Origin of the sequence: Nocardia sp. NPDC019219, from assembly GCF_040632645.1 — a bacterium.
Taxonomy (GTDB): domain Bacteria; phylum Actinomycetota; class Actinomycetes; order Mycobacteriales; family Mycobacteriaceae; genus Nocardia; species Nocardia sputorum.
The window spans coordinates 200,761-224,536 of record NZ_JBEYCG010000008.1 but is presented as its reverse complement, the minus strand read 5'-3'; the positions used below and the strand labels follow the sequence as shown (position 1 = coordinate 224,536).

The 23,776-nt window shown below is 70.9% G+C and carries 21 protein-coding genes; 11 read left to right on the top strand and 10 right to left on the bottom strand.

All coding sequences use genetic code 11. The features are described from left to right. Positions 1-3: 3 nt before the first annotated feature. Positions 4-1,620 (top strand): serine/threonine-protein kinase, encoded by a 1,617-nt coding sequence (locus ABZ552_RS17570; protein ID WP_357438245.1) that lies wholly within the window; start codon positions 4-6, stop codon positions 1,618-1,620. Positions 1,621-1,845: 225 nt separating this feature from the next. Here ABZ552_RS17570 and ABZ552_RS17565 read toward each other — a convergent pair whose 3' ends face one another. Next, positions 1,846-2,676 (bottom strand): GNAT family N-acetyltransferase, encoded by an 831-nt coding sequence (locus tag ABZ552_RS17565; protein ID WP_281877840.1) that lies wholly within the window; start codon positions 2,674-2,676, stop codon positions 1,846-1,848. A gap of 89 nt (positions 2,677-2,765) precedes the next feature. After that, positions 2,766-2,984 carry a hypothetical protein gene (locus ABZ552_RS17560; RefSeq protein ID WP_281877839.1) on the bottom strand — a complete coding sequence of 73 codons (219 nt, stop codon included), beginning with the start codon at positions 2,982-2,984 and terminating at the stop codon, positions 2,766-2,768. A gap of 348 nt (positions 2,985-3,332) precedes the next feature. Here ABZ552_RS17560 and ABZ552_RS17555 point away from each other — a divergent pair, with 348 nt between their 5' ends. Beyond that, positions 3,333-3,764, top strand: a complete 432-nt coding sequence (locus ABZ552_RS17555; RefSeq protein WP_281877838.1) for a hypothetical protein — start codon at positions 3,333-3,335, stop codon at positions 3,762-3,764. Between the two features lie 39 nt (positions 3,765-3,803). Here ABZ552_RS17555 and ABZ552_RS17550 read toward each other — a convergent pair whose 3' ends face one another. Together ABZ552_RS17550 and ABZ552_RS17545 are read right to left on the bottom strand one after the other, a co-directional pair. Then, a complete protein-coding gene (locus ABZ552_RS17550) occupies positions 3,804-4,928 on the bottom strand; it encodes an acyl-CoA dehydrogenase family protein (RefSeq protein ID WP_357438240.1) in 1,125 nt (374 codons plus the stop codon). A 9-nt stretch (positions 4,929-4,937) separates the two neighbouring features. Further along, complete coding sequence (locus ABZ552_RS17545) at positions 4,938-6,110, bottom strand: acyl-CoA dehydrogenase family protein (RefSeq protein WP_281877836.1); 1,173 nt, start codon at positions 6,108-6,110, stop codon at positions 4,938-4,940. A gap of 205 nt (positions 6,111-6,315) precedes the next feature. On the opposite strand from ABZ552_RS17545, the gene ABZ552_RS17540 reads away from it, so the two are divergent. Beyond that, positions 6,316-7,029 (top strand): hypothetical protein, encoded by a 714-nt coding sequence (locus tag ABZ552_RS17540; RefSeq protein ID WP_281917407.1) that lies wholly within the window; start codon positions 6,316-6,318, stop codon positions 7,027-7,029. A gap of 178 nt (positions 7,030-7,207) precedes the next feature. On the opposite strand, the gene ABZ552_RS17535 is transcribed toward ABZ552_RS17540, so the two are convergent. Continuing rightward, entirely contained in the window at positions 7,208-8,344 is a 1,137-nt protein-coding gene (locus tag ABZ552_RS17535; RefSeq protein ID WP_357438237.1) for an epoxide hydrolase, read from the bottom strand. Positions 8,345-8,441: 97 nt separating this feature from the next. Between ABZ552_RS17535 and ABZ552_RS17530 the strand changes: the two genes are divergently transcribed. Further along, positions 8,442-9,416 carry a YafY family protein gene (locus ABZ552_RS17530; protein ID WP_281877833.1) on the top strand — a complete coding sequence of 325 codons (975 nt, stop codon included), beginning with the start codon at positions 8,442-8,444 and terminating at the stop codon, positions 9,414-9,416. 280 nt (positions 9,417-9,696) lie between these two features. Here ABZ552_RS17530 and ABZ552_RS17525 read toward each other — a convergent pair whose 3' ends face one another. Next, positions 9,697-10,608, bottom strand: a complete 912-nt coding sequence (locus tag ABZ552_RS17525; RefSeq protein ID WP_281877832.1) for a hypothetical protein — start codon at positions 10,606-10,608, stop codon at positions 9,697-9,699. Between the two features lie 108 nt (positions 10,609-10,716). Between ABZ552_RS17525 and ABZ552_RS17520 the strand changes: the two genes are divergently transcribed. The 5 genes from ABZ552_RS17520 to ABZ552_RS17500 all read left to right on the top strand — a co-directional run bounded on the left by ABZ552_RS17520 (position 10,717) and on the right by ABZ552_RS17500 (position 14,981). Continuing rightward, entirely contained in the window at positions 10,717-11,433 is a 717-nt protein-coding gene (locus tag ABZ552_RS17520; protein WP_357438234.1) for an alpha/beta fold hydrolase, read from the top strand. A 34-nt stretch (positions 11,434-11,467) separates the two neighbouring features. Further along, positions 11,468-11,902 carry a hypothetical protein gene (locus ABZ552_RS17515; RefSeq protein ID WP_281877830.1) on the top strand — a complete coding sequence of 145 codons (435 nt, stop codon included), beginning with the start codon at positions 11,468-11,470 and terminating at the stop codon, positions 11,900-11,902. Continuing rightward, complete coding sequence (locus ABZ552_RS17510; protein WP_357438231.1) at positions 11,895-13,208, top strand: hypothetical protein; 1,314 nt, start codon at positions 11,895-11,897, stop codon at positions 13,206-13,208. Before ABZ552_RS17515 ends, ABZ552_RS17510 begins: the two co-directional genes overlap by 8 nt. Next, the gene (locus tag ABZ552_RS17505) at positions 13,205-14,056 is read left to right on the top strand and encodes an ESX secretion-associated protein EspG (RefSeq protein ID WP_357438227.1); all 852 of its coding nucleotides are present in this window, start codon (positions 13,205-13,207) and stop codon (positions 14,054-14,056) included. The genes ABZ552_RS17510 and ABZ552_RS17505 overlap by 4 nt, the downstream gene beginning before the upstream one ends. A gap of 400 nt (positions 14,057-14,456) precedes the next feature. Further along, positions 14,457-14,981: a gamma carbonic anhydrase family protein gene (locus ABZ552_RS17500; RefSeq protein WP_043731092.1), complete on the top strand. Its 525-nt coding sequence runs from the start codon at positions 14,457-14,459 to the stop codon at positions 14,979-14,981. 6 nt (positions 14,982-14,987) lie between these two features. On the opposite strand, the gene ABZ552_RS17495 is transcribed toward ABZ552_RS17500, so the two are convergent. Continuing rightward, on the bottom strand, positions 14,988-15,611 hold the full coding sequence (locus ABZ552_RS17495; protein ID WP_281877826.1) for a phosphoribosyltransferase family protein: 624 nt from the start codon (positions 15,609-15,611) through the stop codon (positions 14,988-14,990). Between the two features lie 12 nt (positions 15,612-15,623). Further along, positions 15,624-16,478 carry a carbon-nitrogen hydrolase family protein gene (locus tag ABZ552_RS17490; protein WP_357438223.1) on the bottom strand — a complete coding sequence of 285 codons (855 nt, stop codon included), beginning with the start codon at positions 16,476-16,478 and terminating at the stop codon, positions 15,624-15,626. 62 nt (positions 16,479-16,540) lie between these two features. On the opposite strand from ABZ552_RS17490, the gene ABZ552_RS17485 reads away from it, so the two are divergent. Both ABZ552_RS17485 and ABZ552_RS17480 read left to right on the top strand, forming a co-directional pair. Continuing rightward, on the top strand, positions 16,541-18,328 hold the full coding sequence (locus ABZ552_RS17485; protein ID WP_281877824.1) for a DEAD/DEAH box helicase: 1,788 nt from the start codon (positions 16,541-16,543) through the stop codon (positions 18,326-18,328). Between the two features lie 116 nt (positions 18,329-18,444). After that, on the top strand, positions 18,445-21,822 hold the full coding sequence (locus ABZ552_RS17480) for an AAA domain-containing protein (protein ID WP_281880767.1): 3,378 nt from the start codon (positions 18,445-18,447) through the stop codon (positions 21,820-21,822). Here the strand turns inward: ABZ552_RS17480 and ABZ552_RS17475 are convergent. Then, a complete protein-coding gene (locus ABZ552_RS17475; RefSeq protein ID WP_281877823.1) occupies positions 21,792-22,970 on the bottom strand; it encodes an alanine racemase in 1,179 nt (392 codons plus the stop codon). The two genes, ABZ552_RS17480 and ABZ552_RS17475, sit on opposite strands and share 31 nt — an antisense overlap. 43 nt (positions 22,971-23,013) lie before the next feature. Then, the gene (locus tag ABZ552_RS17470) at positions 23,014-23,496 is read right to left on the bottom strand and encodes a TetR family transcriptional regulator (RefSeq protein WP_281877822.1); all 483 of its coding nucleotides are present in this window, start codon (positions 23,494-23,496) and stop codon (positions 23,014-23,016) included. Between the last annotated feature and the right edge of the window lie 280 nt (positions 23,497-23,776).

Here is a 23,776-nt window from a genome sequence, read left to right as displayed (position 1 = left end):
CCGATGCTGCGCACCGGCGAGGTCTTCGCGGGATACACCATCGAGCGTCTGCTCGGCCGCGGCGGGATGGGATCGGTGTACCTGGCCCGGCATCCGCGGCTGCCCCGGCTGACGGCGATGAAGCTGTTGAACCCGGAGCTGTTCGACGACCGGGAGATCCGGGCCCGCTTCGAACGGGAGGCGGACCTCGTCGCGCGGCTGGACCACCCGAACATCGTGACGGTGTTCGATCGGGGCATCGAGGGCGACCGGCTGTGGATCTGCATGCGCTACATCGACGGCACCGACGCCGCCGCGCTGGACGCGTGGACGTTGCCGCCGCAACGGGCGGTGCAGATCATCGCGGAGACGGCCAAAGCGCTGGACTTCGCGCACAGCCGCGGCGTGCTGCACCGTGACGTGAAACCCGCGAACATCCTGCTGGAGCGCGTCGACGGCGAGCAGGAACGCGTCTACCTCTCCGACTTCGGCATCGCCCGGTTCCGGGACGACACCGGAAGGCTCACCCAGACCGGGACCTTCACCGCCACCCTGGCCTACGCCGCGCCGGAGCAGCTGTCCGGTGCGCCGCTGGATCACCGCGCCGACCAGTACGCGCTGGCCTGCACGCTGTTCCGGTTGCTGACCGGCACGGTGCCGTTCGACGCGACCAATCCGGTCGCGGTGATCCAGGGCCATCTCAGCGCTCCACCGCCACCGGTCAGCAGGCTGCGGCCCGGATTACCGGTGGCGTTGGACGGCGTCCTGGCCGAGGCGATGGCCAAGCACGCGGCCGATCGTTTCGACTCTTGCGGTGAGTTCGCCGCCGCCGCATGGCAGGCGCTCACCGCTCCCGCGACGTGGTCGCCACCGCCCGCGCCGAATGCGCCGCCCCGGGCCGACGCGGCGATCCCCCAGCGTCCGGCGCGCGCCTACCTCGGCCCGAGGCGTCGTTCCCGATGGCATGCGTCGGTGGGCGGCTGGATCGGCTTGCTGTTGGTGGTCGCCCTGCTCGGTCTCGTCGTCGCGGTGGCCCTCACCGACAACGGTTCCCCCGGTTCCGCCGCCCCGACGACGACCGCACGCCCGCAGAACACCATCTCCGCCGCGCCCTCGACCGGGCGGCCCACCACGACCGCGTCCACCACCGCGGACCGTGCCACGATCGGCGCCCGCGCGGCGGAGCTGAGCGCCGCGTTCCCGGACATGCTGCCGGAGACCTCCGCGCAGCGCTTGGTGCACTCCGGAACCGGGTACAACAAGGCGGGCTGTTTCGCGCACGCGCCGGACTCCGCGACGACGCGCGACCACGACGATCCGGATTTCGGTCCCTGGCTGGTGATGTGGAGCTGCTTCGGCGGCCCGAACAAGGCGTCCTTCGACTTCTACCTCTACGGTTCCCCCGCCGACGCGCAGGCGGCGCTAGCCGCGCTACCGGCCAACGACCGCGCCACCGCCACCAACGACAGCGGGCGCAGTTACACCAACTACACGCTGCACGACAGTCGCAACCTGCGCCCGCGGATGGTCACCGCCTTCTCCTCGGATCCGGGCCGCGCGGCCATGTTGATGTACAGCGCCGGATTCATCGCCACCGACGCCGAGTTCATGGCTTGGTGGAAATCCGCACCGCTGAATTGAGTTGCGGGGAGACGCAAGGGTATGCCCACCCGCCGCGCGTTCCGCGGCCACGTTCGGCAGGCCCCGCGCCGCGCGAGTGGATGCCGACACGACCGATGGTGGCCGACGACCCACGCGTGGAGCGGTACCGGTAGTTGCTCGCGGTCAGCAACGGGTGGCCCGCGCCGCCGACTCCGGCGCGGTGTTCGCCTGGTTCACCACCGCCTCGCGCACCGTCCTGGCCGGTTATTCGAAGACGTAGTGCGCGAACTCGTGCGTCGGGTGGAAGCCGATCGTGCGGTAGATCCGGTTGGCCGTGGTGTTGGCGGTGTCGGCGAACAGGCAGACCTCGAGGCTCTGGGCGCGCAGCAGCTTCGCGACGTGCGCGGTCACCGCGGAGGCATAACCGTGCCCGCGTGCCTCCGGCGGGGTATAGACCGGCCCGATCCGGGACCAACCCTGGATCGGGATCTGATGCGCGGCAAGACTGACCGGTTCTCCGTCGCGTTCCCACAGCCACCAGCGGCCCGCCGCCACCCGCCGGCGGATCGCGGCGTGGTCCAGTCCGGACGCCATGCCGGACTCCTCGCGCATGGCCGCCAGCCAGTCCAGGCACAGCGCGACGTCGGAGTCCCGGGCGGGGCGCGGCGCTCCGGCCACCTCGGGGATCCGCAGCGCGCCCAGCCGGTGCAGCCGGGTGGCATACGACTGGTGAAAACTCTTCCCCAGCAGTGCGCACCAGTGCTGCGCGAAAGCAGTCGCGTCTTCGACGACGCCCTCGACGCCCGCGCTCGCGGGGACGACGTCGGCCAGCGCGCGAGCCACCGCGGGAATGCCGTCGGGCGGTAGCGCGCCGAGATACACGTCGCGACCCGCCACGCGCATGGCGGCGCCGACCACCGCGGCGTCCTCGCCGTGGACCGACAGGAATCGCGAGGCCTCGGCCGGGGCGTCCATGCCCGTGAGGTGGTTGGCGACGCTCGTGGTGAGCACGGTGTGCCGCAGCGGATCGCGGAGCAGGAACGACCCCGCGACCGAGCGGAACTCGGCGGCGTCGGTGGTGATCTCGATCCTCATGGAATCACGGTAGGCGCATGAAGTGTTGCGCGCCTTCGTTTCTCACGGCCGATGCCGGTCCGGTCACCGGGCGACCGGCCGGTTTCGTGTCAGTCGGGTTCGCCGCCACCCGCGCGGAGTTTGAGCAGCACCAGCCCTGCGGTGCAGGCGAGAATGAGTCCGGCGACGGTGATCTCGACGTGCAGGCCGGCGATGCCGAGCACCGCCCCGACGAGTCCGCCGATGAAGAACAGCCAGGCGAGCGTCCGCGACACGATCGTGAACACGCCCTGCTGGTTCGACGCGGGATGCTGTGCCGTTGCCGACACCGCATCTTCCGCGGCGCGGGATGAACCACGCCGCGACGCTGTCGAGTAAGCTCCCATCATCTACTCCTCGATGACGCCGGTCAGAGAACCACTATCACGTTCTCACACAACGTGTCTCTCATCCTTGAACCGGCGTCTCACGCGTAACTTTGCTCACACACGCTACGACCCCGGGACGCCGGAAGATAGCGACACGTGCCCACGACACGCCGAAGAGACCAATTCGATATCTGAATCAGAACTGTTTTATATGCGCCGCCCGGCGTACCCCCAGCGACCACTCGCCTCGCCGGACCGACCGGCCTCGAGTAAGGTGAGTCCACTCGATACACACGAGGAGCGTCACCGTTGGAAAGCAGCAGGGCCAAGATCGCCGGTCCGGCGATCGCCGCGGGAGCGGTTTCCATCGGACTCGTCCTGATCGGCGCCTGCGGCGTCGGCAAGCAGGACACCTACGTGCCGCCGCCGCCGCTGAAGGCGGGCGAGTACGCCGAACCCGTGGTCCACGAAAGCACTACGGGATCGACCACCCCCAGGGTCGTCATCCCGCCGTCGCCCAGCTGGCGGATCGCACCGGCCGACCAGCGGCACCCGACCCCGTTCGCGGGCTTCATGAGCAGCACGACCGCCGAGCCGTCCCCGCGTAACCCGCACGAGGACACCTCGCAGGCCGCGCCACCCGAGGACCCCAGGCCGCCCACCGCGCGGACGCCCACCGGCGAATCGACGGACGAGGCGCCCACGCAACTGCGGACCTCCCCGGAGGGCCAGGACGAGTGAGACGCGGTGGTGCGCAAGCACGCACCACCGCGGCACTCCTTACAGCTCGGGCAGCTCGTAGTCGCCGACCCGGTCGCTGAGCACCCGCAGGTGCTCGAGTCCGCTGCCGAGAGTGTGCTCGATCGCGGTCAGCCGTGCCACGTAGTGGCTCACCGGGTACTCCGCCGTGACGCCGATGCCGCCGTGCATCTGGATCGCCTCTTGCCCGATGTGCCGGGCCGCGCGACCGACCTGCAACCGGGCGCGCGAGGCGATCACCGGATCGTCGGCTCCGTCCGCCAGCGACGCCGTGGCGTACAGGCTCATGCTGCGCGCCAGCTCCAGCGAGACGTACATCTCGGCCGCCCGCTGCGTGAGCGTCTGGAACTTCGACAGCGTGACGCCGAACTGCTTGCGCTGCTTGAGGTAATCGGCGGTCAGCCGCAACGCTTCTTCCATCGCGCCGACCGACTCCGCGCACAGGCTCGCCTGCGCGTGCGTGAGCACGGACGCGATCGCCTCGGCCGCGTCCGCCGCGCCGAGCCGCTCGGCGGGCGCGTCGGTCAGTTCCAGCTGCGCGCCGCGCTGACCGTCCACCGTGCGGTAGGACTTGCGGACCACGCCCGTCGCGTCGGGCGCGACGAGAAACAGCCCCACACCGCCCTCCGGCAGCGTGGCGCTCACCACGAGCTCGTCGGCGCTGTCCCCGTGCGGAACGGGGTTCTTCACGCCGGTCAGCGTGTACGAATCACCCCGCGCCGCGGCGGTGGTCGCCAGGTCGTTCGACGGCCAGCGCACCCCGGGCTCGGCATGGGCGAACGCGAGCAGCTTCGCGCCCGAGGCGACCTCGGGCAGGATCCGCTGCCGCTGTTCGGCACTGCCCGCCGCGGCGACCAGCCCGCCGGGCACCAGCACCGCGTCCAGGATCGGTTCCGGAGCGAGCCTGCGGCCCACCTCTTCGAGCACGACCATGGTCTCCACGGGACCGGCGCCGACGCCGCCGTCCTCCTCGGTGAAACTCAGGCCGAGCACGCCCAGTTCGGCGAGCTGGCGCCACACGTCCCGGCTCCAGCCGAGCTCGGAGTCGATGACCTTGAGCCGCGATTCCGCGTCGTAGGTGCGGGCGAGCAGGTCACGGACCGTGTCGCGGAGCATGACCTGTTCATCGGTGAGATCGAAATCCATGGTGTCGCCTCACAATCCGAGGATCGTGGAGGCGATGATGGTGCGCTGCACCTCGCTGGAGCCTCCGTAGATGGTTGTCTTGCGGTAGTTCAGGTAGGAAGGGCCGCTGCGCTGCGCCCAGCCGGGCGAGGCGATGTCGTCCGCACCCACCGGGATGGCGTCCGGTCCCGCGATGTCCAGCAGCAGCTCGGTGGCCGCCTGCTGGAGTTCCGAACCGCGCAGCTTCAGCACCGACGAGGCCGGATTCGGCTTGCCGTCCGAGGAGTTGGACACCACCCGCAGCTGGGTGAGTTCCAGCGCGAGCAGCTCGTTCTCCAGTTCGGCGACCCGCGCCGCGAACACCGGGTCCTCCAGCAACGTGCCGTTGCCCGACTTGGTCTTCGCCGCGTACTGCTTGGCCACACCGATCTTGACCTTGGTGCGGCCGACGCCGGTGATGCCGGTGCGCTCGTTGCCGAGCAGGAACTTCGCGTAGGTCCAGCCCATGTTCTCCTCGCCGACCAGCTGGTCGGCCGGCACCCGGACGTTCTCGAAGAAGACCTCGTTCACCTCGTGCCCGCCGTCGATCAGCTTGATCGGGCGAATGGTGACACCGGGCGATTTCACGTCGAACAGCAGGAAGGAGATGCCCGCCTGCTTCTTCGGCGCGCTGGGGTCGGTGCGCACCAGGCAGAAGATCCAGTCCGCGTACTGGGCCAGCGTGGTCCAGATCTTCTGGCCGTTGACGATGTAGGAATCGCCGTCGCGGACCGCGGTGGTGCGCAGCGAGGCCAGGTCGGAGCCGGCGTCCGGCTCGGAGAAGCCCTGGCACCACCAGATGTCCAGCGCCGCGGTGGGCGGCAGGAAACGCTCCTTCAGCTCCTGCGAGCCGAAGTGGGCGATCACCGGGCCGACCATCTGCGCGTTGAACGTCAGCGGCTCGGGCACCGAGGCCAGCTGCATCTCGTCCTGCCAGATGTGGCGCTGCATCGGCGTCCAATCCTTGCCGCCCCACTCCACGGGCCAATTGGGCACCGCGAGGCCGTGGTCGTTGAGGATCTTGTGCGTGGTGACGATGTCGTCGCGGGACAGCTCGCGGCCGTCGCGCACGCGCTCGCGGATGTCGGCCGGGATCTCGGTCCGATAGAACTTGCGCAGTTCGTCGCGGAAGGCGACGTCGTCGGGGGACAAGGATAGTTTCATACGCATCTCCCTGCGTGTCTCGTACGTCCGAGTCAAACCTACCTCCCGGTAATCCCCCATTGTCGACTGGATCACAACGGAGGGACACACACGCCGGTCACGACCCCCGTCCCAGGCGCCGCTCCCCGGGACGGCAGCGGCCGCGAGCTGGTACGTTGCTGCAGGTGGGTCGGGGGCCCACAGGGTTCGGTATCGAGGAGAACGAGTGAACGGCAGGACCATCGCACGCGCCGCGGCCGCGGCGGCATCTCTCGCCATCGGCGCGGTTCTCACCTTCTCCGCGCCCGCCACTGCGGAGCCCCAAGCGCCGGTGGACTCCGGCCTGGCCCATCTCACCGACATCGCCGGATCCGACCCGTCCGCGCAGGAGGGCGTCGGCGCGCTCAGGCGCTACGCCGACTTGATCGGCGCCGCGCGCCTGCGCGAGGTGTCCAGCGTGTTCACCCCGTTCTCCTACGCCGCGCCCACGTTCGGCTGCGGCAGCAACGGGCCGATCACCACGATCATCGCGGCCGCCACGACCGATGGGACGGGCACCGGCCGGGATCTGAACGTCGGTCCCGGCGAGCTGCGGTTCAGCGCGACCCCGTCGCACTCCGGCGCTCCCCTGGCGTCCGGTCTCGTCGTCGCCTGGGTGAACGTGAACACCGGCGCCAGCGGCATCGATCCGCTCGACGACGTGACCGAGTACCGCCTCCCGACACTGTCGAAGACGGTCAAGAGCGGACCGGGCACGGTGCTCGCCTCGATGTGGGGCATCATCGACTACCCCTTCGCCCACTGTGTGATGACACCCACAGTCGGGTTGTTCACCGTCCCCGATGCCCCGGCTCCGCCGCCTGCGCCCGCGCCTGGCCCTGCCCCGGCGGCCCCCGCGCAGCCCGCGCCGAGCGGCTCCGGCGGCGAGCCCACCCCTTAGGAGCCGTTTCACCCTGGCTATGGACCGGCTACGGCACGTAGCGGTTGCCCTCGGCATGCTCGAAAACGGCGCACCCGCCCAGCCCCCTGGATGCGGTCGCATCGGTCCCCGCTGATCGCTACACGGCCGAGCAGCCACTTGGCGACATCGCTCGGCGGGGCATCGCCCCCGGCGCTCCCTACCGCAGGGCGGCGAAGAAGGCGCGGATGTCGGTGACGTGCGCCTGCGGCTGCTCCATCGCGATGAAGTGGTTGCCGGTGTTGCCCTCCGGCCAGTGCACGATGGTGTTGTCGCGTTCGGCGAGCCTGCGCATCAGCGCGGATCCGCCGCCGTAGGTGCCGGTCGGCACCAGTTTCTGTCCTTTCGGCCAGGCGAATCCGCCATCGCCGAGGCCGTTGTACATCGGCCACGACGAGGAGGCCGCGGTGGAAGTGAACCAGTACAGACTGGCGTTGGTGAGCAGCTGATCGCGGCTGATCACGTCCTCGACGCGGTCGGCGAGCGGGGCGAATTCGGTGAACTTCTGCATCAGCCAGGCGAGCAGGCCCACCGGTGAATCGGTCCACGCGTGGGCGAAGGTCTGCGGGGCGGCGTGCAGCAGGACGTGGTGGTTCACGCCTCCGGTCATCCATTGCTGCATGCCGTCCCATTCGGCGCGTTCCTCGGGCGTCATGGTGGGTACGTCCGCCTCGGTCGGCATCCCGATCCCGCCGTCGAGGTGTACGCCGATCACTCGGTCCGGCGCGGCGATGGCCAGTTCGGGCGCGACATACGCGCCGAGATCGCCGCCCTGCGCCCCGAAGCGCCGGTAGCCGAGGCGATCCATCAGGCTCAGCCACATCCGGGCCACTTTCGCCGGTGTCATGCCGAGCTCGCGCGGCCCTTCGGAGAAGCCGAAACCCGGGACCGACGGCACCACGACGTGGAATGCCTGGGCCGGATCGAGTCCGTGCGCACGCGGATCCGCGAGCGGGCCGATGGTCTCGGCGAACTCGGCGAACGAGTTCGGCCAGCCGTGGGTGAGGATCAGCGGCGTCGCGCCCGGCTCCGGCGAGCGCACGTGCACGAAGTGCACGTCGAGACCGTCGATCCGCGTGCGGAACTGGGGGAACGCGTTGAGCGCCGCTTCCTGTGCGCGCCAGTCGAACCCGGTCCGCCAGTACTCGGCCAGTTCACGCAGGTAGTCGACCGGGACGCCGCGATCCCAGCCCACGCCGGGCAGCTGGGCGGCCCAGCGGGTGCGGGCGAGCCGGTCGTGCAGGTCGGCCACCTCTGCCTGCGGAATCTCGATGCGGAAGGGTCGGATATCGGTCATTCGGTCGGCTCCTTGCCAGTCGGTCCTGCGAGTACGACGACGACGTTAGAAGCGATCTAGGACTGATCAGGTCCTAGATTTCCGGCATGCTCGGAGCATGAACGACACCCCCGCCCGGCTCCTTCGCCTGCTGTCGCTGCTGCAGACGCCGCGCGAATGGCCGGGCAGCGAATTGGCCGAACGCCTCGGCGTCACCGACCGCACGGTGCGCCGCGATATCGATCGGCTGCGCGAGCTCGGCTATCCGGTGACCGCGACGCTCGGCGCGGCTGGCGGCTACCGCCTGGCGGCGGGCGCGGCGATGCCGCCGTTGCTGGTGGAGGACGACGAGGCCGTCGCCATCGCGGTCGGGTTGCGCGCCGCCGCCGGGTCCGCGGTGGCCGGGATCGAGGAGGCGTCGGTCCGGGCGCTGGCCAAAGTGGAGCAGGTGCTGCCCGCGAAGTTGCGGCGCAGAGTGCGGGTCTTCGCCGCCGCGCTGACTCCGCCCACCGGTGACGGGCCAACTGCCGACCCCGAGGTGCTCGCCACGCTCGCGGCCACCGTGGCCAACCGGGAACGGGTGCGATTCGCCTACCGCGACGAAACAGGAGCCGAGACGCGGCGCAATGCCGAGCCGGTGGGCCTCGTGCCCGCCCGGCGGCGCTGGTACCTGGTCGGCTACGACCTCGACCGCGCAGGCTGGCGCGTCTACCGCGTCGACCGGATCGACCGTCCGCAGCCCACCGCCGCCCGCTTCGCGCCGCGCCCGCTACCCGCCGCCGATCCCGCCGCCTACGTCACGGGCCGCCGCACCGACTGGGGGACACCGGCCTTCCGGCTCCGCCTGACCATCCACGCTTCCGCCGACCGAGTCGCGGGACGGCTGGGTGACGGCCCGGGCGAGATCATTCCGATCGACGCGCGTACTTGCCGGATCGACACCGTTCGCGACGACGCACCGGAGTGGCTGGCCCACCGGCTGCTCGGGCTGGGAGCGGACTTCCAGGTCCACGAGCCACCGGAACTCATCGCGCAGCTGCGCGCCATCGCCGACCGCGCCGAGCGCGCGATAGGCACGCAGGAGCGCCCATGACTCGAGCGATTCGAACTCGTCACCGTCGCGCTGGGACAGCGCCGAAACTTGCGAGGCCACGAGCCGACCCGGGAGTTCTGGCGTCCGTGCACATCCCAGGCGAACCGCCGCGCGCACCCGGCCCTCTACGAGTCGTAGCCGAACACTTCTGAGCACCTGGCAATACCTTGATCAGCCGGTCCTCTGCGCATTCTGCGCGACGTCTGCGATCAGGGAGCGCATCCCCTCGGGCGCACCCCGCTTCGAGCGTCTATACGCGCACCCGCCCGCGACCTCCGATTCAGCGGGCGAGGCGGATTCCGAGCAGAGCGCCGGATTCCGTGCTCGCGATCAATTCGTCCGGACGGCCGGGGGCAGCGGCCACCGCGGTGAGCGGCTGGCCCGCGAGGACGGCGCAGCCTGCGCCGGTGCGGGGATCGACCCGGACCAGCTGGCCGGTGAGAGTGGTGACGTACAGGATGCCGCTCGGGTCGACGAGCAGGTCGTCGGCGAAATCCGGCAGGCCGGGCAGTCGCCCGGCGACATCCGCGACGGTGGCGCGGGCCGCGGGGTCGTCGAGCGGGATGCGGACGATCCGGCCGAGCGGGCCGCCGTTGGCGGTGATGTACAGCGCGCCGTCGTGCACGACCGCGCCGTTGGCGGCCAGTCCGGCCAGCGGTGCGCCCCAGGCGGTGTCGACGGAGGCGTCGGGACGAACCTTGACCACGCCGGACAACGTCGCGACGTACAGGTTCCCAGCTGGGTCGAACGCGGCGCCGTTGGGCATCGTGAACCCGGAGACGTAGAGCTCCGGTGCCGGCACTGCCGCCGCCGGATCGAACCGGATCACGCCGCCGGGCCGCACGACGCTGACCGGCGCGTCGCCGTAGACGACGTACAGCAACCCGTCGGGACCGAGCCGGACCGCGCCCGGGAACTCCACCGGAACAGTCGCGGTCAGCGTGCCGGCGGCGTCGTAGCGCTGGACCTCGTTGCGGTTGAGCCGCGAGACCCACAGATTGCCCTGGGCGTCGTAGCCCAGATTCTCCGCCCAGTCGAGCACCGGCACCGGCGCCGGAACGGCCGTGACCGCCGCCGCGGGGTCACAGGCGGCGACCGGCGGCGCGGCCTCGGCGACCGGCGCGAGTACTGCGGTGCAGGCGAGCGCCGCTGCGGAGGCGAGGAAGGCGCCGGGACGGCGGAGGGTTCTCAACGCGGGCACCTCGGGCTCGGGTAGGAGTGAGTCGCCGCGGATCTTAGCCGTTTTCGGCGCGAAATCGTGCGGTCCCGTCCCGGACACGATCTTTGGCACTATCGGTGAATGCCTTTTTTCGACGGCGCGCGCGGGCGGATGCACTATCGGCGGTGGCCGATCGAGAATTCGCGGTACACCCTCGTTCTGCTGCCCGGAATCGGGCAGCACAGTGGGCACTACCACCGGTTCGCGCGCGCCCTGGGACCCGCCGGGGCGCAGGTGTGGGCGTTGGACACCTCGGGACACGGGTTGAGCGAGGGCGATCCGGAACGGCCCGGCGCACTGGCCGAGCTGGTAGCGGACGCCGTGCGGCTCGTCGAACTGGCGCGCGACGACCGGCCACTGATCCTGCTGGGTCACTCGCTGGGCGCGGTGACCGCGCTGGGCATGCTCGGCGCGGCGGTGCCGGAAACCACTGACACGACAGCGCATCCGGTGACCGTGGAACGAGACTACCCGCTGCGGCCGGCCCTCCCCGACGACGCGCTCGCGGGCCTGGTGCTGTCGGGAGTCCCGAAGCGCGCGCTCGGCGGCGGTGCGCCCGGCGCGCCGGGAACGCCACTGCCACGCGAGCTTCCGATCCTCGCGGTGCACGGCGTGGACGATCGGCGCGCGCCGATCGATGCCGTCAGGGTCTGGACTAGCCGCCACGAATCGGTAGATTTACGGGAGTACATCGACGCAGGGCACGACCTGTTGCACGAGCCGGTGCACGCGCGGGTCACTGCCGACATCGCGGATTGGACGCAGGGTGTCGTCGTGGGGTTGGCACGACATCCGTGAACCGCTCTTCGGACGAGGAAGGGGGACGGCGCAGATGCCATCGCAGGAGAACGAGTTCGGCGGAGAGCCACGCGCGGAGGTCACCGCACCAGGTATCGACATCGCCGCGCTGAACAGGGCGGTCGACGACGGCTCGCTGTGGATCGACAGCCTGCTGGTCGCCGACGGCGCGCACGAACGCTGCGCGCGCCAGTACGAATTGCTCGCCGATCGGGTCGACGAGCAGATCCGCGTGCTGAGCGCCGCCACCGCCCTGCCCGGATTCGGCGGATTCGCCTCCGGCGACGCGCTACGCGCCGGCTTCGAGCGCAAAGCCGACGGCGCGATCACGCGACTACGCCAATATTCTTCCGCTGCAAGGGAACTCGCGCAGACATTCCGCGCCGCGGCCGCCACCTATCAGCAGGCCGACCAGGCCCTCGCGCTGGCGGTGGAACGGATCGACGTGACGGGAGCCGCGCATGCGTGAGATGCCACGCGCCGGCGAGCGGGCCACCCACCGGCGCACCGATCCCGCTTACGCGCCGAACGTCGAAGTGTTCGACAACCTCACCCACAGCGAGATCCACGCCAAGGTGCAACTGCTGGATCCGGCCGTGCTCGCGGGCGGCCAGCAGGCGTGGAGCGAAGCGGCAGCGCATCTCGCCGACGCGGTCTTCCAGGCGCACACCGAGATTCGCGCGGCCATCGCCGACGGCTGGCGCGGCTCCGCCGCCAAGAGCGCGGACGCGGTGGTGCGCGTGTTCGAACAGGGCGGCCAGGACCTGGCCGACGTGTTCGCGGTGGTCTCGCAGCGCCTCGGGCGAGCGAGCGACGCGGCCGAAGCGCTGCGGGCCGCGGTGACCGAGCCTCCCACGGACGCACCGGATCTGGCGGGAGCACTGCTGGATCCGTCCCAGGCGACCAGCAATGTCGAGGGGCAGAAGGCGAGTGAGCACGCCCGTCAGGACGTCGTGCGCGCGATGAACGACATCTACGCCGGTGTGTTCGTGCAGACCGGGACCGACGTGCCCGCGTTCCCCGACGAGACGGATCCGCCGACCGCAGCGACGCCCGGTGCCGCACCGTCCAGCAAGATCATCGGAGACGCCCAGCCCTCCCCTGCCGCGCAACCCCTATCGTTCGCGACAGCCTCGCAGGAGCCGAGCCACCCGGTACAGCAGCGGGGCGCTGTTCCGCAGGCCGATCCGGAACCCACTGCGGAAGCTCCATCCACATCCACATCTGCCGCCGCTGCCGCGCCGACCACCACCGCTGCCGCTTCGGGCGAGGCACCGGCGCCGACGGCGCCTCGTGTCGCGCCCGCCGCCGCGGCGGCGCTTCCGGCGATGGCGGCCGCGTCCGTCCACCGTACGACGCCCGTCCCGGGCGCACCGGGGCCGACGACCGCCCCCGCCGCGGTGACGGGCGAGCCGATGACGGTGCCCGCCGTGCCGGGCGCGGGCCCCCAGGTTCCGCCCGAGGAACAGCGCAAGCGCGACGAGCGGCGCAGGAACGACGACAGCGGTGACGCGGCCGTCACCGGTCTCGGCGCGGGCGCGATGGGCGGCCTGATGGGCGGTGCGGTGGCCGCGGTGGACACCCCGCGCGGGGGTGCGAGCGTGGCCGCGAACGCGGCGACCGCACGCCTGGCTCCGATCGACGACGAGGACGAGGAGTTCGACCTCGACGACCTGCCCACCTTCCTCGAGCCCTCCGACGACGGCGGCGAACTCATCGGATCGCTCGATCCGACCACGCCGCCCGTGCTCGGGGAATGGTCCGAGTACGAGTGAACTGGACGCTGACCCCGGACCAGTTCGCGCTGGCCTGGTCACGCACCGACGGTGATCGCATCCCCTATCCCCTCGCCGTGCGCTTGTCGGCCCGCGACATCGGCGAACGCGCCGCGCAGCTTCCGGCGCTCGAACGCTGGTGTGATCAGGTCCTGGACGCGGATCTGGAGGCGGCGCTGCGCGTTCTCGCCGAGCCGGACCTGCGCGTCGAGGTGTTCGGTCAGCGTGACGCGGCGCCGCGCGAGGACAGCGGACACCGACCGGTGTTCGGTCAGCGTGACGCTGCGCCGCGCGAGGATGGCGGACCGCGACCGGCGACCGACACCGAACCGGCGGTGCGGCCGGTGCGCATCCTCGGCGCCGCCGCCGGGAACATCGCGGTGGTCGCGGCGCAACGCCCCGGCGCGACGCCCGACCGCGGCGGCGAGGTGCGATTGTTCGCGGGCAGCTCGAAAAGCCTGTGCGCGCGGATCGTTTCCATGCTTCCCGAGAACGCCCCCGGCACCCTCCCGCGGCTGACCGCTCCCCTGACCCAGGTCGGCGAGGACAGCCGCAACCTGGTCACCGTTCCGGTCGCCGGGCCGTCCACCCCATCCCGGATCCGCAAGTTGCTCCGGCAGCCGCGCGAAGGCATCGGGCAGATGGTCGTCTCCGCCCGTCGCGGCGCGGGCGAACTACGCCCGTTCGGCGTGCTGTGCTGGATCGACGTGGTCGCCGACGGCCGGTACGCAGTGCGCACCGGCGCGGACGTCGACATCGTCGCGGTGAACGCGGAGCGTTTCGCCGCCCACCTCCGACCGCTCGTCACCGCGGCCGCGCGCACGTCCACCGCCTACGCCGGACGCTGAACATCTCGGCTACCCGTCGCGGGTCAAGCGCCCGCCGACACTCGACAGCGCAACGGATGAACGCGTGACGGACACGACGATCGGACCGCACGCTCGGCCCGGCCTGCTGCTGCGCCGCTGACCGTTACGCGGCGATCAGCCACCGGTGTCGGTTGGACCGGCTTGTCCGCACGAACGCGGAGACCGACACGACTGGCATACGCGGGCTCATCATCCGAGGCAGGACGATCGCGCCAGGTGCGGACCGGGCACACGGCAGCCGATGGACCGCGGCACCGCGTTGGGAGTCCCACTTCCATCCCGGATTCGACACTCATGGGATCCAGACCGGGGCTGAGCCGCACGGCGGTTCCCGACGCCGGTCCGGCGACGACCCGACACCACCGTTTACGGTGTACGAGTGCCACTCTACGAATTCGAAGGCAAACGGCCGCAGGTCGATCCGACGGCGTTCGTCGCGCCGACGGCGACCCTGATCGGTGACGTCCGGGTCGAGGCGGGCGCTTCGATCTGGTACGGCGCGGTGCTGCGGGCGGACCTCGCGCCGATCGTGATCCGGGAACGCGCCAACATCCAGGACAACGCGGTGCTGCACGTGCCACCGGACGTGCCGATGGAGATCGGGCCCGGCGCGACGATCGCGCACAGCGTGGTCTTCCACGGCGCGGCGGTCGGCGCCGAGGCCATCGTCGGCAACGGGACCACGGTGCTGGACCTGGCCAAGATCGGCGCGGGCAGCATGATCGCGGCCCACTCGCTGGTGCCGCCCGGGGCCGAGATTCCCGACGGCGTGCTCGCCGCAGGTTCCCCCGCCGAGGTGAAACGGCCGATCGAGGGCACGCAGGCGCAGATGTGGGTGCAGCTCAACCCGGGCTTCTACGCCGAACTGGCCCAGCGCCACCGCAAGGGCATCGCCGAGATCTGAGCACTGTCAGCACAGCAACGCGGTGACCTCGGCGTCCTCCAACTGATGGAAGTCCCGGTACGCGCCGCCGACGCCGCCGAGCGAGCGCGGCACCCACGGGCAGACCGCCTCGTCGGCCTCGTCGGCGACCCGGCGCATCGCCTCCGTGGAGGAGACCGGCACGGCGACGACGACGCGCGCGGGCCGGTGCAGCCGCGCGACCCGGCAGGCGACCACGACCGTGGCGCCGGTCGCCATGCCGTCGTCGACGATCACCACGGTGCGCCCTTCCAGCGGAATCGGCCGCGCCGAACCGCGCAACACCTGCCTGCGCCGCTCCAGTTCGGCGCGCTCGCGCGCCTCGATCGAGTCGACCTTCTTCGGCGTCAGCCCGGTGTGCGCCAGCACATCCGGATTCAGCACCCGAACCCCGTCCTCGCCGACGGCGCCCAGCGCGAGTTCCGGTTGCCAGGGCACGCCCAGTTTGCGGACCAGCAGGATGTCGAGGTCACCGCCGATCACCTCGCGCACCGCGGCGGCCACCGGCACTCCACCGCGCGGCAGCCCGAGCACCAGCGGATTCGCCGCGCGTAGGTGTTCGAGATGCGCACCCAGCGCGTGACCGGCCGAGGTCCGATCGGTGTAGACCATCGATTCCGAACGCTACTCCGGTCCGCGCTCGGTGATCGAGAATCGACGCAACGCGAGGCTCGGGTTGGCGGTGCGCACCTTGCTCAGGTAGGCCAGGTCGATTCCGGCGGTCAGCACACCGGGCTCGTCGCCGAGTTCGGCGAGTACCGCGCCTGCCGGGTCCACGATCATCGACGCGCCCGCGCCCCGGGGAGCGGCCTGATCGGCGGCGGCGACGTAGACGGTGTTCTCGATGGCACGCGCCCGGACCAGCGTGGTCCACTGGTCGACCTTGGCCGGGCCGGGGATCCACTGGGCGGGCAGCAGCAGCACTTGCGCGCCTGCCGCGGCGACCCGGCGCACACCTTCCGGGAAGCGCAGATCGAAACAGGTCTGCATGCCGAATGTCACATCGCCGACCGTGAAGGTCGCCGGGGCTTCGATCACGCCCGGTTCGACCACGTCGGATTCGAGGTGGCCGAAGGCGTCGTAGAGGTGGACCTTCCGGTAGCGCGTGACGAGGGCGCCGTCTGGGCCGAGCACGACCAGGGTGTTGCGGATGCGGTCGCCACCCGGAGCGACCTGCTCCACCGTTCCGGCGACCAGGAACACGCCGAACTCGCGTGCGATCGCCCCGAGGCCGGTGACGAATGGGCCGGTCAGCGGCTCGGCGACGGCGACGACCCGCTCGTCGAGCCGGGTCACGGCAAACATCGAGTATTCCGGTGCGACGACCACGCGCGCCCCGCGCTCGCGGGCCGTGCGGACGTGCTCGCGCACGGTCGCGAGGTTCGCCGCGGGGTCGGTCGACGGGGCGAACTGGACGACCGCAACGTCCAGCTGATCCGGCGTCACATCGCGATGCGCGGGCGAGTTGTCCAGTTGCATAGGTCTCACGGTATTGGGGCGGTGGCCGGGACGACCAGCACGAGGCAGTAAACTCCTGGTCAATGAGCACCAATCAGGTCGACAGCGTTTCTGGCGACAACGACAGGGACACCGACGGCCCGTCTTTCGCCGATCTGGGGATCGATGACCGCATCCTCGCGGCCATCGCCGACGTCGGTTACGAATCGCCGTCGCCTATTCAGGCCGCGACGATTCCCCCGCTGCTCTCCGGCGCCGACGTCGTCGGTCTCGCGCAGACCGGCACCGGCAAGACCGCCGCGTTCGCCATTCCGATCCTGATGGGGCTCGAAGCCACCGGCCGCACTCCGCGCGCCCTCGTGCTCGCCCCGACCCGAGAGCTCGCGATCCAGGTCGCCGAGGCGTTCGGCCGCTACGCCGCGCACATCCCGGGGCTGCATGTGCTGCCCATCTACGGCGGACAGAGCTACGGCGTGCAGCTGTCGGGCCTGCGGCGCGGCGCGCACGTCGTGGTCGGCACGCCGGGCCGGGTGATCGATCACTTGGAGAAGGGCACGCTCGACCTGTCGCAGCTGCAGTATCTGGTGCTGGACGAGGCCGACGAGATGCTCAAGATGGGCTTCCAGGAGGACGTCGAGCGCATCCTCGCCGACACTCCGTCGGACAAGCAGGTGGCGCTGTTCTCGGCGACCATGCCCGCCGCGATCCGCAAGATCTCCAAGCAGTACCTGCACGATCCGGTGGAGATCACGGTCAAGGCGAAGACCTCGACGGCCACCAACATCTCCCAGCGCTGGGTATTGGTGTCGCATCAGCGCAAGCTGGACGCGCTCACCCGGGTGCTCGAGGTGGAGTCGTTCGAGGCGATGATCATCTTCGTCCGCACCAAGCAGGCCACCGAGGAACTCGCCGAGAAGCTGCGCGCCAGGGGCTTCTCCGCCGCCGCGATCAACGGCGACATCGCGCAGAACCAGCGCGAACGCACCATCGGCCAGCTCAAGTCCGGCGCCTTGGACATTTTGGTCGCCACCGACGTGGCCGCGCGCGGGCTGGACGTGGACCGCATCTCGCACGTGGTCAACTACGACATCCCGCACGACACCGAGTCCTACGTGCACCGCATCGGCCGCACCGGCCGGGCCGGGCGCAGCGGCGAGGCGCTGCTGTTCGTCGCGCCGCGCGAGCGGCACCTGCTCAAGTCGATCGAGCGGGCCACCCGCCACCCGCTGACCGAGATGCAGCTGCCCAGCGTGGAGGACGTCAACGCCCAGCGCGTGACGAAGTTCGGCGACGCCATCACCGAGAACCTCACCTCGGCGAACCTGCCGCTGTTCCGCAAGCTGATCGAGGACTACGAGCGCGAGCACAACATCCCGCTGGCCGACATCGCCGCGGCGCTGGCGGTGGGCTCCTACGACGGCGACAACTTCTTCATGGAGCCCGAGCCGGAGCCGGTGGAGCGCCCGCAACGCGACCGGACCCCGCGCGAGCGGCCCGCCCGGCGTTTCGACGAACCGGTCGGCGGTTCCCACCACCGCGCCACCGGAACCGAGCTGGCGACCTACCGGATCAGCGTGGGCAAGCGCCATCGCGTGGTGCCCGGCGCGATCGTCGGCGCCATCGCCAACGAAGGCGGCCTGCGCCGCAGCGACTTCGGGCACATCAGCATCCGTCCCGACCACAGCCTGGTGGAACTGCCCGCCCAGCTGCCGGAGGAGACGCTGGAGGCGTTGCGGCGCACGCGGATCAGTGGTGTGCTCATCCAGTTGCAACTGGATCAGGGCGCGCCGCAGCATCGCACGTTCAGCCGCGGCCAGCGCCGGGAGCGCGAAAGCGGCAAGCGGCCGGAGCGCCGTAAGCCACGGTCCTGAGCCGGGGAGGGTAGGCCGAGGTCAGGCGCGCTAGCTACAGTGTTGCGGTCCGTGTGTAATTCGGCGCACGCCGGCAGCGGGTGTCCCGCGAAGACACAGGAGGGCCGCGTTTGTTCGTGTTCGGTGATCGTGTCGTCTGCAGCACCGTCGATCTCGTCCGCGCGGCGCACTGCGAGTTCGCGTTGTTGCGCGCCCTCGACGCCGAACTCGGTACCATCCCGGCCGAAACCCGCAGCACCGCACCGGGAGACGAGCCCGCGCGGGGAACCGATGACGTCCGGCGACGCCTGCTCGACGATTACCGCACGCGGTTCGGCGGCGCGGTGGTCGAGATCGATCGGCCGCCGGACGATCCGAGCGATCCCGGCCGGTATGCCGCGGCACTGACCGCCGCTCACGCCGAAACGGTCACCGCTTTGCGCTCCGGCGCCCACGTGGTGCACGGCGCGTCCTTCTTCGACGGCCGATTCCACTGTGGCGCCGACTTCCTGGTACGGGCGGAACATCGGGTCCGCTACACCGTGCACGGCATCGCGCCCACGACGGCGGACCGGGTCGCCGCCGCGCTCGAACTCGCCGCCTGCGCCGAGGCCCTCGACCGCTCGGGCGCGCTCACCGCACCGCTGGTCCGGCTGCACCGGGGCCCGCAGAGCAGCGCCCGGGCGCTGAGCGAGTTGCTTCCGTTGTATCGGGCGCGTAGGCGGCGGGTGGAGCGGATCGTGGACGAGAAGCTCGGTGAACTGCTGCCCGTGCAGTGGGGCGACCCCCGCTATCTGGCCTGCGGCCGCTGCCGGACCTGCACCGACGCCCTGTCCGCCGCGCGCGACCTGCTGCTCGTGGCAGGCATGCCGTCCGCCGCCCGCGCCCGGTTGCGCGAAGCGGGAGTGACCACCATCGACCGGCTGGCCACCACCGATGCCGCGGTGCCCGGCGTGCCGCCGCGGACGGTCTCCGCGCTGCGCCGCCAGGCGGAACTCCAACTGCGGCGCGAGTTTTCCGGAACACCCACGTATGCCCTGCTCGACGCGGCCGCGCTCGGAGCGCTGCCCGCGCCGTCCCCCGGTGACCTCTCGCTCACCATCGCGGGCGGCGGCCGCGCTCCGCTCGTCGTGGAGGTCGGCGGCCCGGACACGGTGCATCTCTCGCTGCGCGGGCCGATCGATTCGAGCGACCCCCGGCACGCCGCGGCCGCGGAACGCCGCGTGCTCGAGCAGGTGCTCGACTATCTGACCCAGCGCCGCCGGATCTATCCGGACCTGCACGTCTACCACTACTCCGCCGCGGTGCGCACGGCGCTGCTGCGCTGCACCGGACGGCACGGCGTCAACGAGGAGCTGGTGGACGAACTGCTGTGCGGAGGCGTTCTGGTCGATCTGTATCCGATCGTGCGCGGCGCGCTGCTCGTCGGCGAATCCTCCTACCGGCTCAGCGGGCTGCGCCGACTGCTTCCCGGCCCTGCCGATACCTCCGCCGAACACGATTGCGGTACCGTGCTGCGGCTGCGCGATTGGCTGCTCGATCGCGCGGCCGAGCAGCGCGTCGCCGCGCGGACGCTGCCCGCGGCGGCCGGATACACCGCGGCGATCCCCGGCGCGGCCGCACCGCCGCCGTCGTCCCGGCCGTCGTCGCTGGAGGCCGCGCTCGCCGAATACGCCGCCGCGCAAGGTGATTCGCTGCATCCCGCCGCGCTGACGGCCGCCGCGCTCGGCTACCATCGCCGCGAACGGCAGCCGTTGTGGTGGGCGCACGCCGACCGGCTCAGCCATCCGGTGGACGAATGGGCCGACGCGCCAGGAGTCCTGGTCGCCGACTGGGGCACGGTCGACACCAAGTGGCATCGCCGCCCCGATCGCCCGGCGATGCGGCGCTACCTGACCCTGACCGGCCGGATCGGCACCGGTCCGAGCGGCGCTCCGGGCGCGAGCGCGCTCACTCCCGGTACCACCGTCTACACCTTCTACGACCAGCCGATGCCGGCGGGAATGGTCACCGCTCCGGGCCTGCGGGCCACCGCGACGGCCACGGTTCTCGGCTGCTCGGTGGACGCCGAATTCGACGACACCGTCCGGCTGGAGGAATCGCTGCCCGAAGGGTGCGAACCCTACGACGAACTGCCGTCCGCGATCGCGCCCGGCCTGCCGGAGTGGGACGAGAACGCCGCAGCGGCCATCGAGTTCGCGGCGCAGCAATTGCTGATGACCTTGCCGGACACGCCGCGGGCGGCCGTCTTCGACATCCTGGCGCGGCGCCCGCCCCGGCTGCACGGCGACGCCCGGTTGCCCGAGGTGCACGGCGACTACGCCGCGGCGATCACAGCCGCGCTGTGCGCTCTGGACCACTCCTACGTCGCCGTGCAGGGCCCGCCGGGCACCGGGAAGACCCCGACCGCCGCCCGCGTGCTGGAGCGGCTCATCACGCGGAACAAGTGGCGCATCGGCGTTGTCGCGCGGGAATCCGCCACCGTGGAGAACCTGCTCGACGCGGTGGTGCGGGCGGGCGTCCTGCCGGAACTGGTCGCCAAGAAGGACGCGGCGACGCTCGCCCCGGAGTGGTTGGTGATCGACGCCGCCCGCTACCCGCGATTTCTGGACAACGCGATCAGCGGGTGCGTGCTCGGCGGCGTCCCGGCCGATTTCGCGGACGAGAATTCGGTGCCGCGCGCGGGCCTGGACCTGCTCGTGATCGCCGACGCCGGCCGTTTCCCGCTGGCCGAGGCCGTGTCCGTCGCGGCGAGCGCGCGCAATCTGCTGCTGCTCGGCGATCCGGTGGCGTCGAGCGCGCGCGGCGCCCACCCGGCCCCGGTGGGCGAGTCGGTGCTCGGCTGGCTGGCCGCGGGACGTCAGACGCTGCCCATCGAACGCGGCTACTTCCTGGACCGCACCTGGCGGATGCACCCGGCGGTCTGCGAGCCGGTCTCCCGGCTGTACTACGACGGCCGCCTGCGGGCCAACGAGACGGTCACGCTGGCCCGGCGGCTGGACGGCGAGCAGCCCGGAGTGGACACCGTCCTGGTGGACCATTACGGCAACGCCACCGAGTCGCCCGCGGAGGCGCGCGAGGTGGTGCGCCGGGTCCGCGCCCTGCTCGGCATGTCCTGGACGATCGGCGCGACCACGCGCAGGCTGCACCCGCACGACATCTTCGTGGTCGCGCCGTACGCGGCCCAGGTGGGGCGCATCCGGACGCTGCTGGGCCGCGCCAAGATCGAGGACGTGCTGGTGGGCACGCCGGATCGATTCCGCGGCCGGGAGGCGGCGGTGGTGTTGCTGTCCATGACGACCTCGAGCCCCGCCGACGCTCCCTACGGCATGCCGTCGCTGCTGTCGCGCGGCGTGGTGCACGCGCTGTGCCGCGCCATGTGGAAGGCGATCGTCATCCGCTCACCACTGCTCACCGAGTATCTGCCCGCGAGCACGGACGAACTCGCCGATCTCGGGGCGTTCCTCCGGCTGACCGACGCCGGTCAGCCGAAGCAGACGCCCTCGCCGCGATAGGTCGGCACGCCGACGCGGGAACCGTCCTCGTCGACCAGGTGCACGGTGTCGAACCGCTCGCACAATTCGCCGGCCTTCGCGTGCCGAAACCACACCCGGTCGCCGACCCGGAGTGACGCGCCGCCCGACAGCGGGGTCTGCACTTCGCCCGCGCCCTCGGTGCCGAGCAGCTTCATCCCGCGCGGCCACACCGGCTTGGGCGCCCGCGACGCTCCGGTGGGGCCGGACGCGATGTAGCCGCCCGCGAAGACGGTGGCGATATCGGACGCGGGTCTGCGCAGCACGGGAAGCGCGAAATACAGCGCGGGCCGCGGGGTGAACGACCGGTACCCGTCGAACAGCGTGGGCACGTACAGACCGGACCCGGCGGTCACCTCGGTGACGTCCGGATCGGCGACGCTGACCTCGATGGATCCGCTGCCGCCGCTGTTGACGATCGCCAGCTCGCCGGTCACGGACCGGACCGCGTCGAGCACCTCGGCCCGGCGCTTGCGGATCTCCGCCGCGGACGCCCGCTTCACCAAGCGCACCGCGAGATTGGTGTCCGGCAGTCCCGCGATCTGCGCCTCGTAGGTCATCACGCCCACCACGTCGAAACCACGCCGCAGCGCCTCGCCCGCCAGGGCGGCGGCCTGCTGCGGCGTGCGTACCGGAGAACGGCGCACGCCGAGGTGCAGGGGGCCGATGCGCAGCGACGCGTCCACGTCCAGGCAGACCCGTGGCCGGACCCGGTCGGTGCCGACGGCGGCGCGGATCAGGTCGAGTTGCGCGGCATCGTCGATCATCAGCGTGATCGATCGCAGCGCGATGTCGTCGGCGGCCAGTTCCGCCAGCGCCGCACGGTCCACGCTGGGATACCCGAGCAGCACGTCGCGCGCCCCGTGGCGCACGAGCCAGAGGGCTTCCCGCAAGGAATAAGACATGATGCCCGCGAAACCGCCCGAAGCGGTGAGATCGGCGCCGAGGACTTCGGCGAGCACTGCGCGGCAGCGCACGGATTTGCTGGCCACACGCACCGGGGTGCCGGCAGCGCGGCGCACCAGGTCGGCGGCGTTCGCGCGCACAGTGGGCAGGTCGAGGGCGGCCAGCGGCGGATCCAGGTCGGCGGTGGCCGCGTGCAGCCCCGCGATCGGCGACGTCTCGGTCACCAGGACAACTCAACCACCAAGTTGGTCAAACGTCCAGTATTTGTCAGATCTCCGCGGCCTTGGTGGCCAGTCCGCTGACCATCTCGTCGAGCACCACCAACATGGTCTCGTCGTTGCAATCGGCCAGCCAGCGCAGGACCGTGCCCTGCACGATCGAGACGACGTTGCAGGCGATCGCCTCCACCGGCTCCAGCCACTGCGTCCCCGACCGCTCGGCGCACAGCTTCAGGAACGCGGTGACCTCCGCGTCCTTCTCACGGTAGAACTCCGTCGCGATCGGATCAGGGAAGCAACCGGCCCTGACCTCCCAGCGCGCGCGCAGCGCCTCCAAGGTCCTCTCGTACGACCTGATCTGCTTACCCGGAGTGGCCTTGACCAGCGGCCAGTAGGCACTGACCCCGGCGTGCAGCAACACCCGCAGCGCGCGCAGGCCCTTGTAGTCGAGCGTGGCGGCCGCCGCTTCGACCGCATCCGTGACGGCGGGTCGTAGCCGGATATCTGTTATTACTTCTCCACGTGCGCTCAACGACGACTCCCTCGGCGAAAGAACTCGCGCACCTCCGTTGGCGCGACTCGCTGAACAGGGCGGGCAACATCGGGAAACACCTCGGCTGCCCGGTCCAACGTTCATCAATGGTAGAGCGTTTTCGGGGTTTGAGAACGGGTTCGATGGGTAATTCCAGACTGAAAGAATGTTTTGTTACCCAACCGGGACCGGTATGCGATCCAGCCGTGTCGCCCGGAAATCCCGCTATGACGGTGGATCTCGGCGACGCTGCGCCGCTCGACAGACCATGGACAACGGT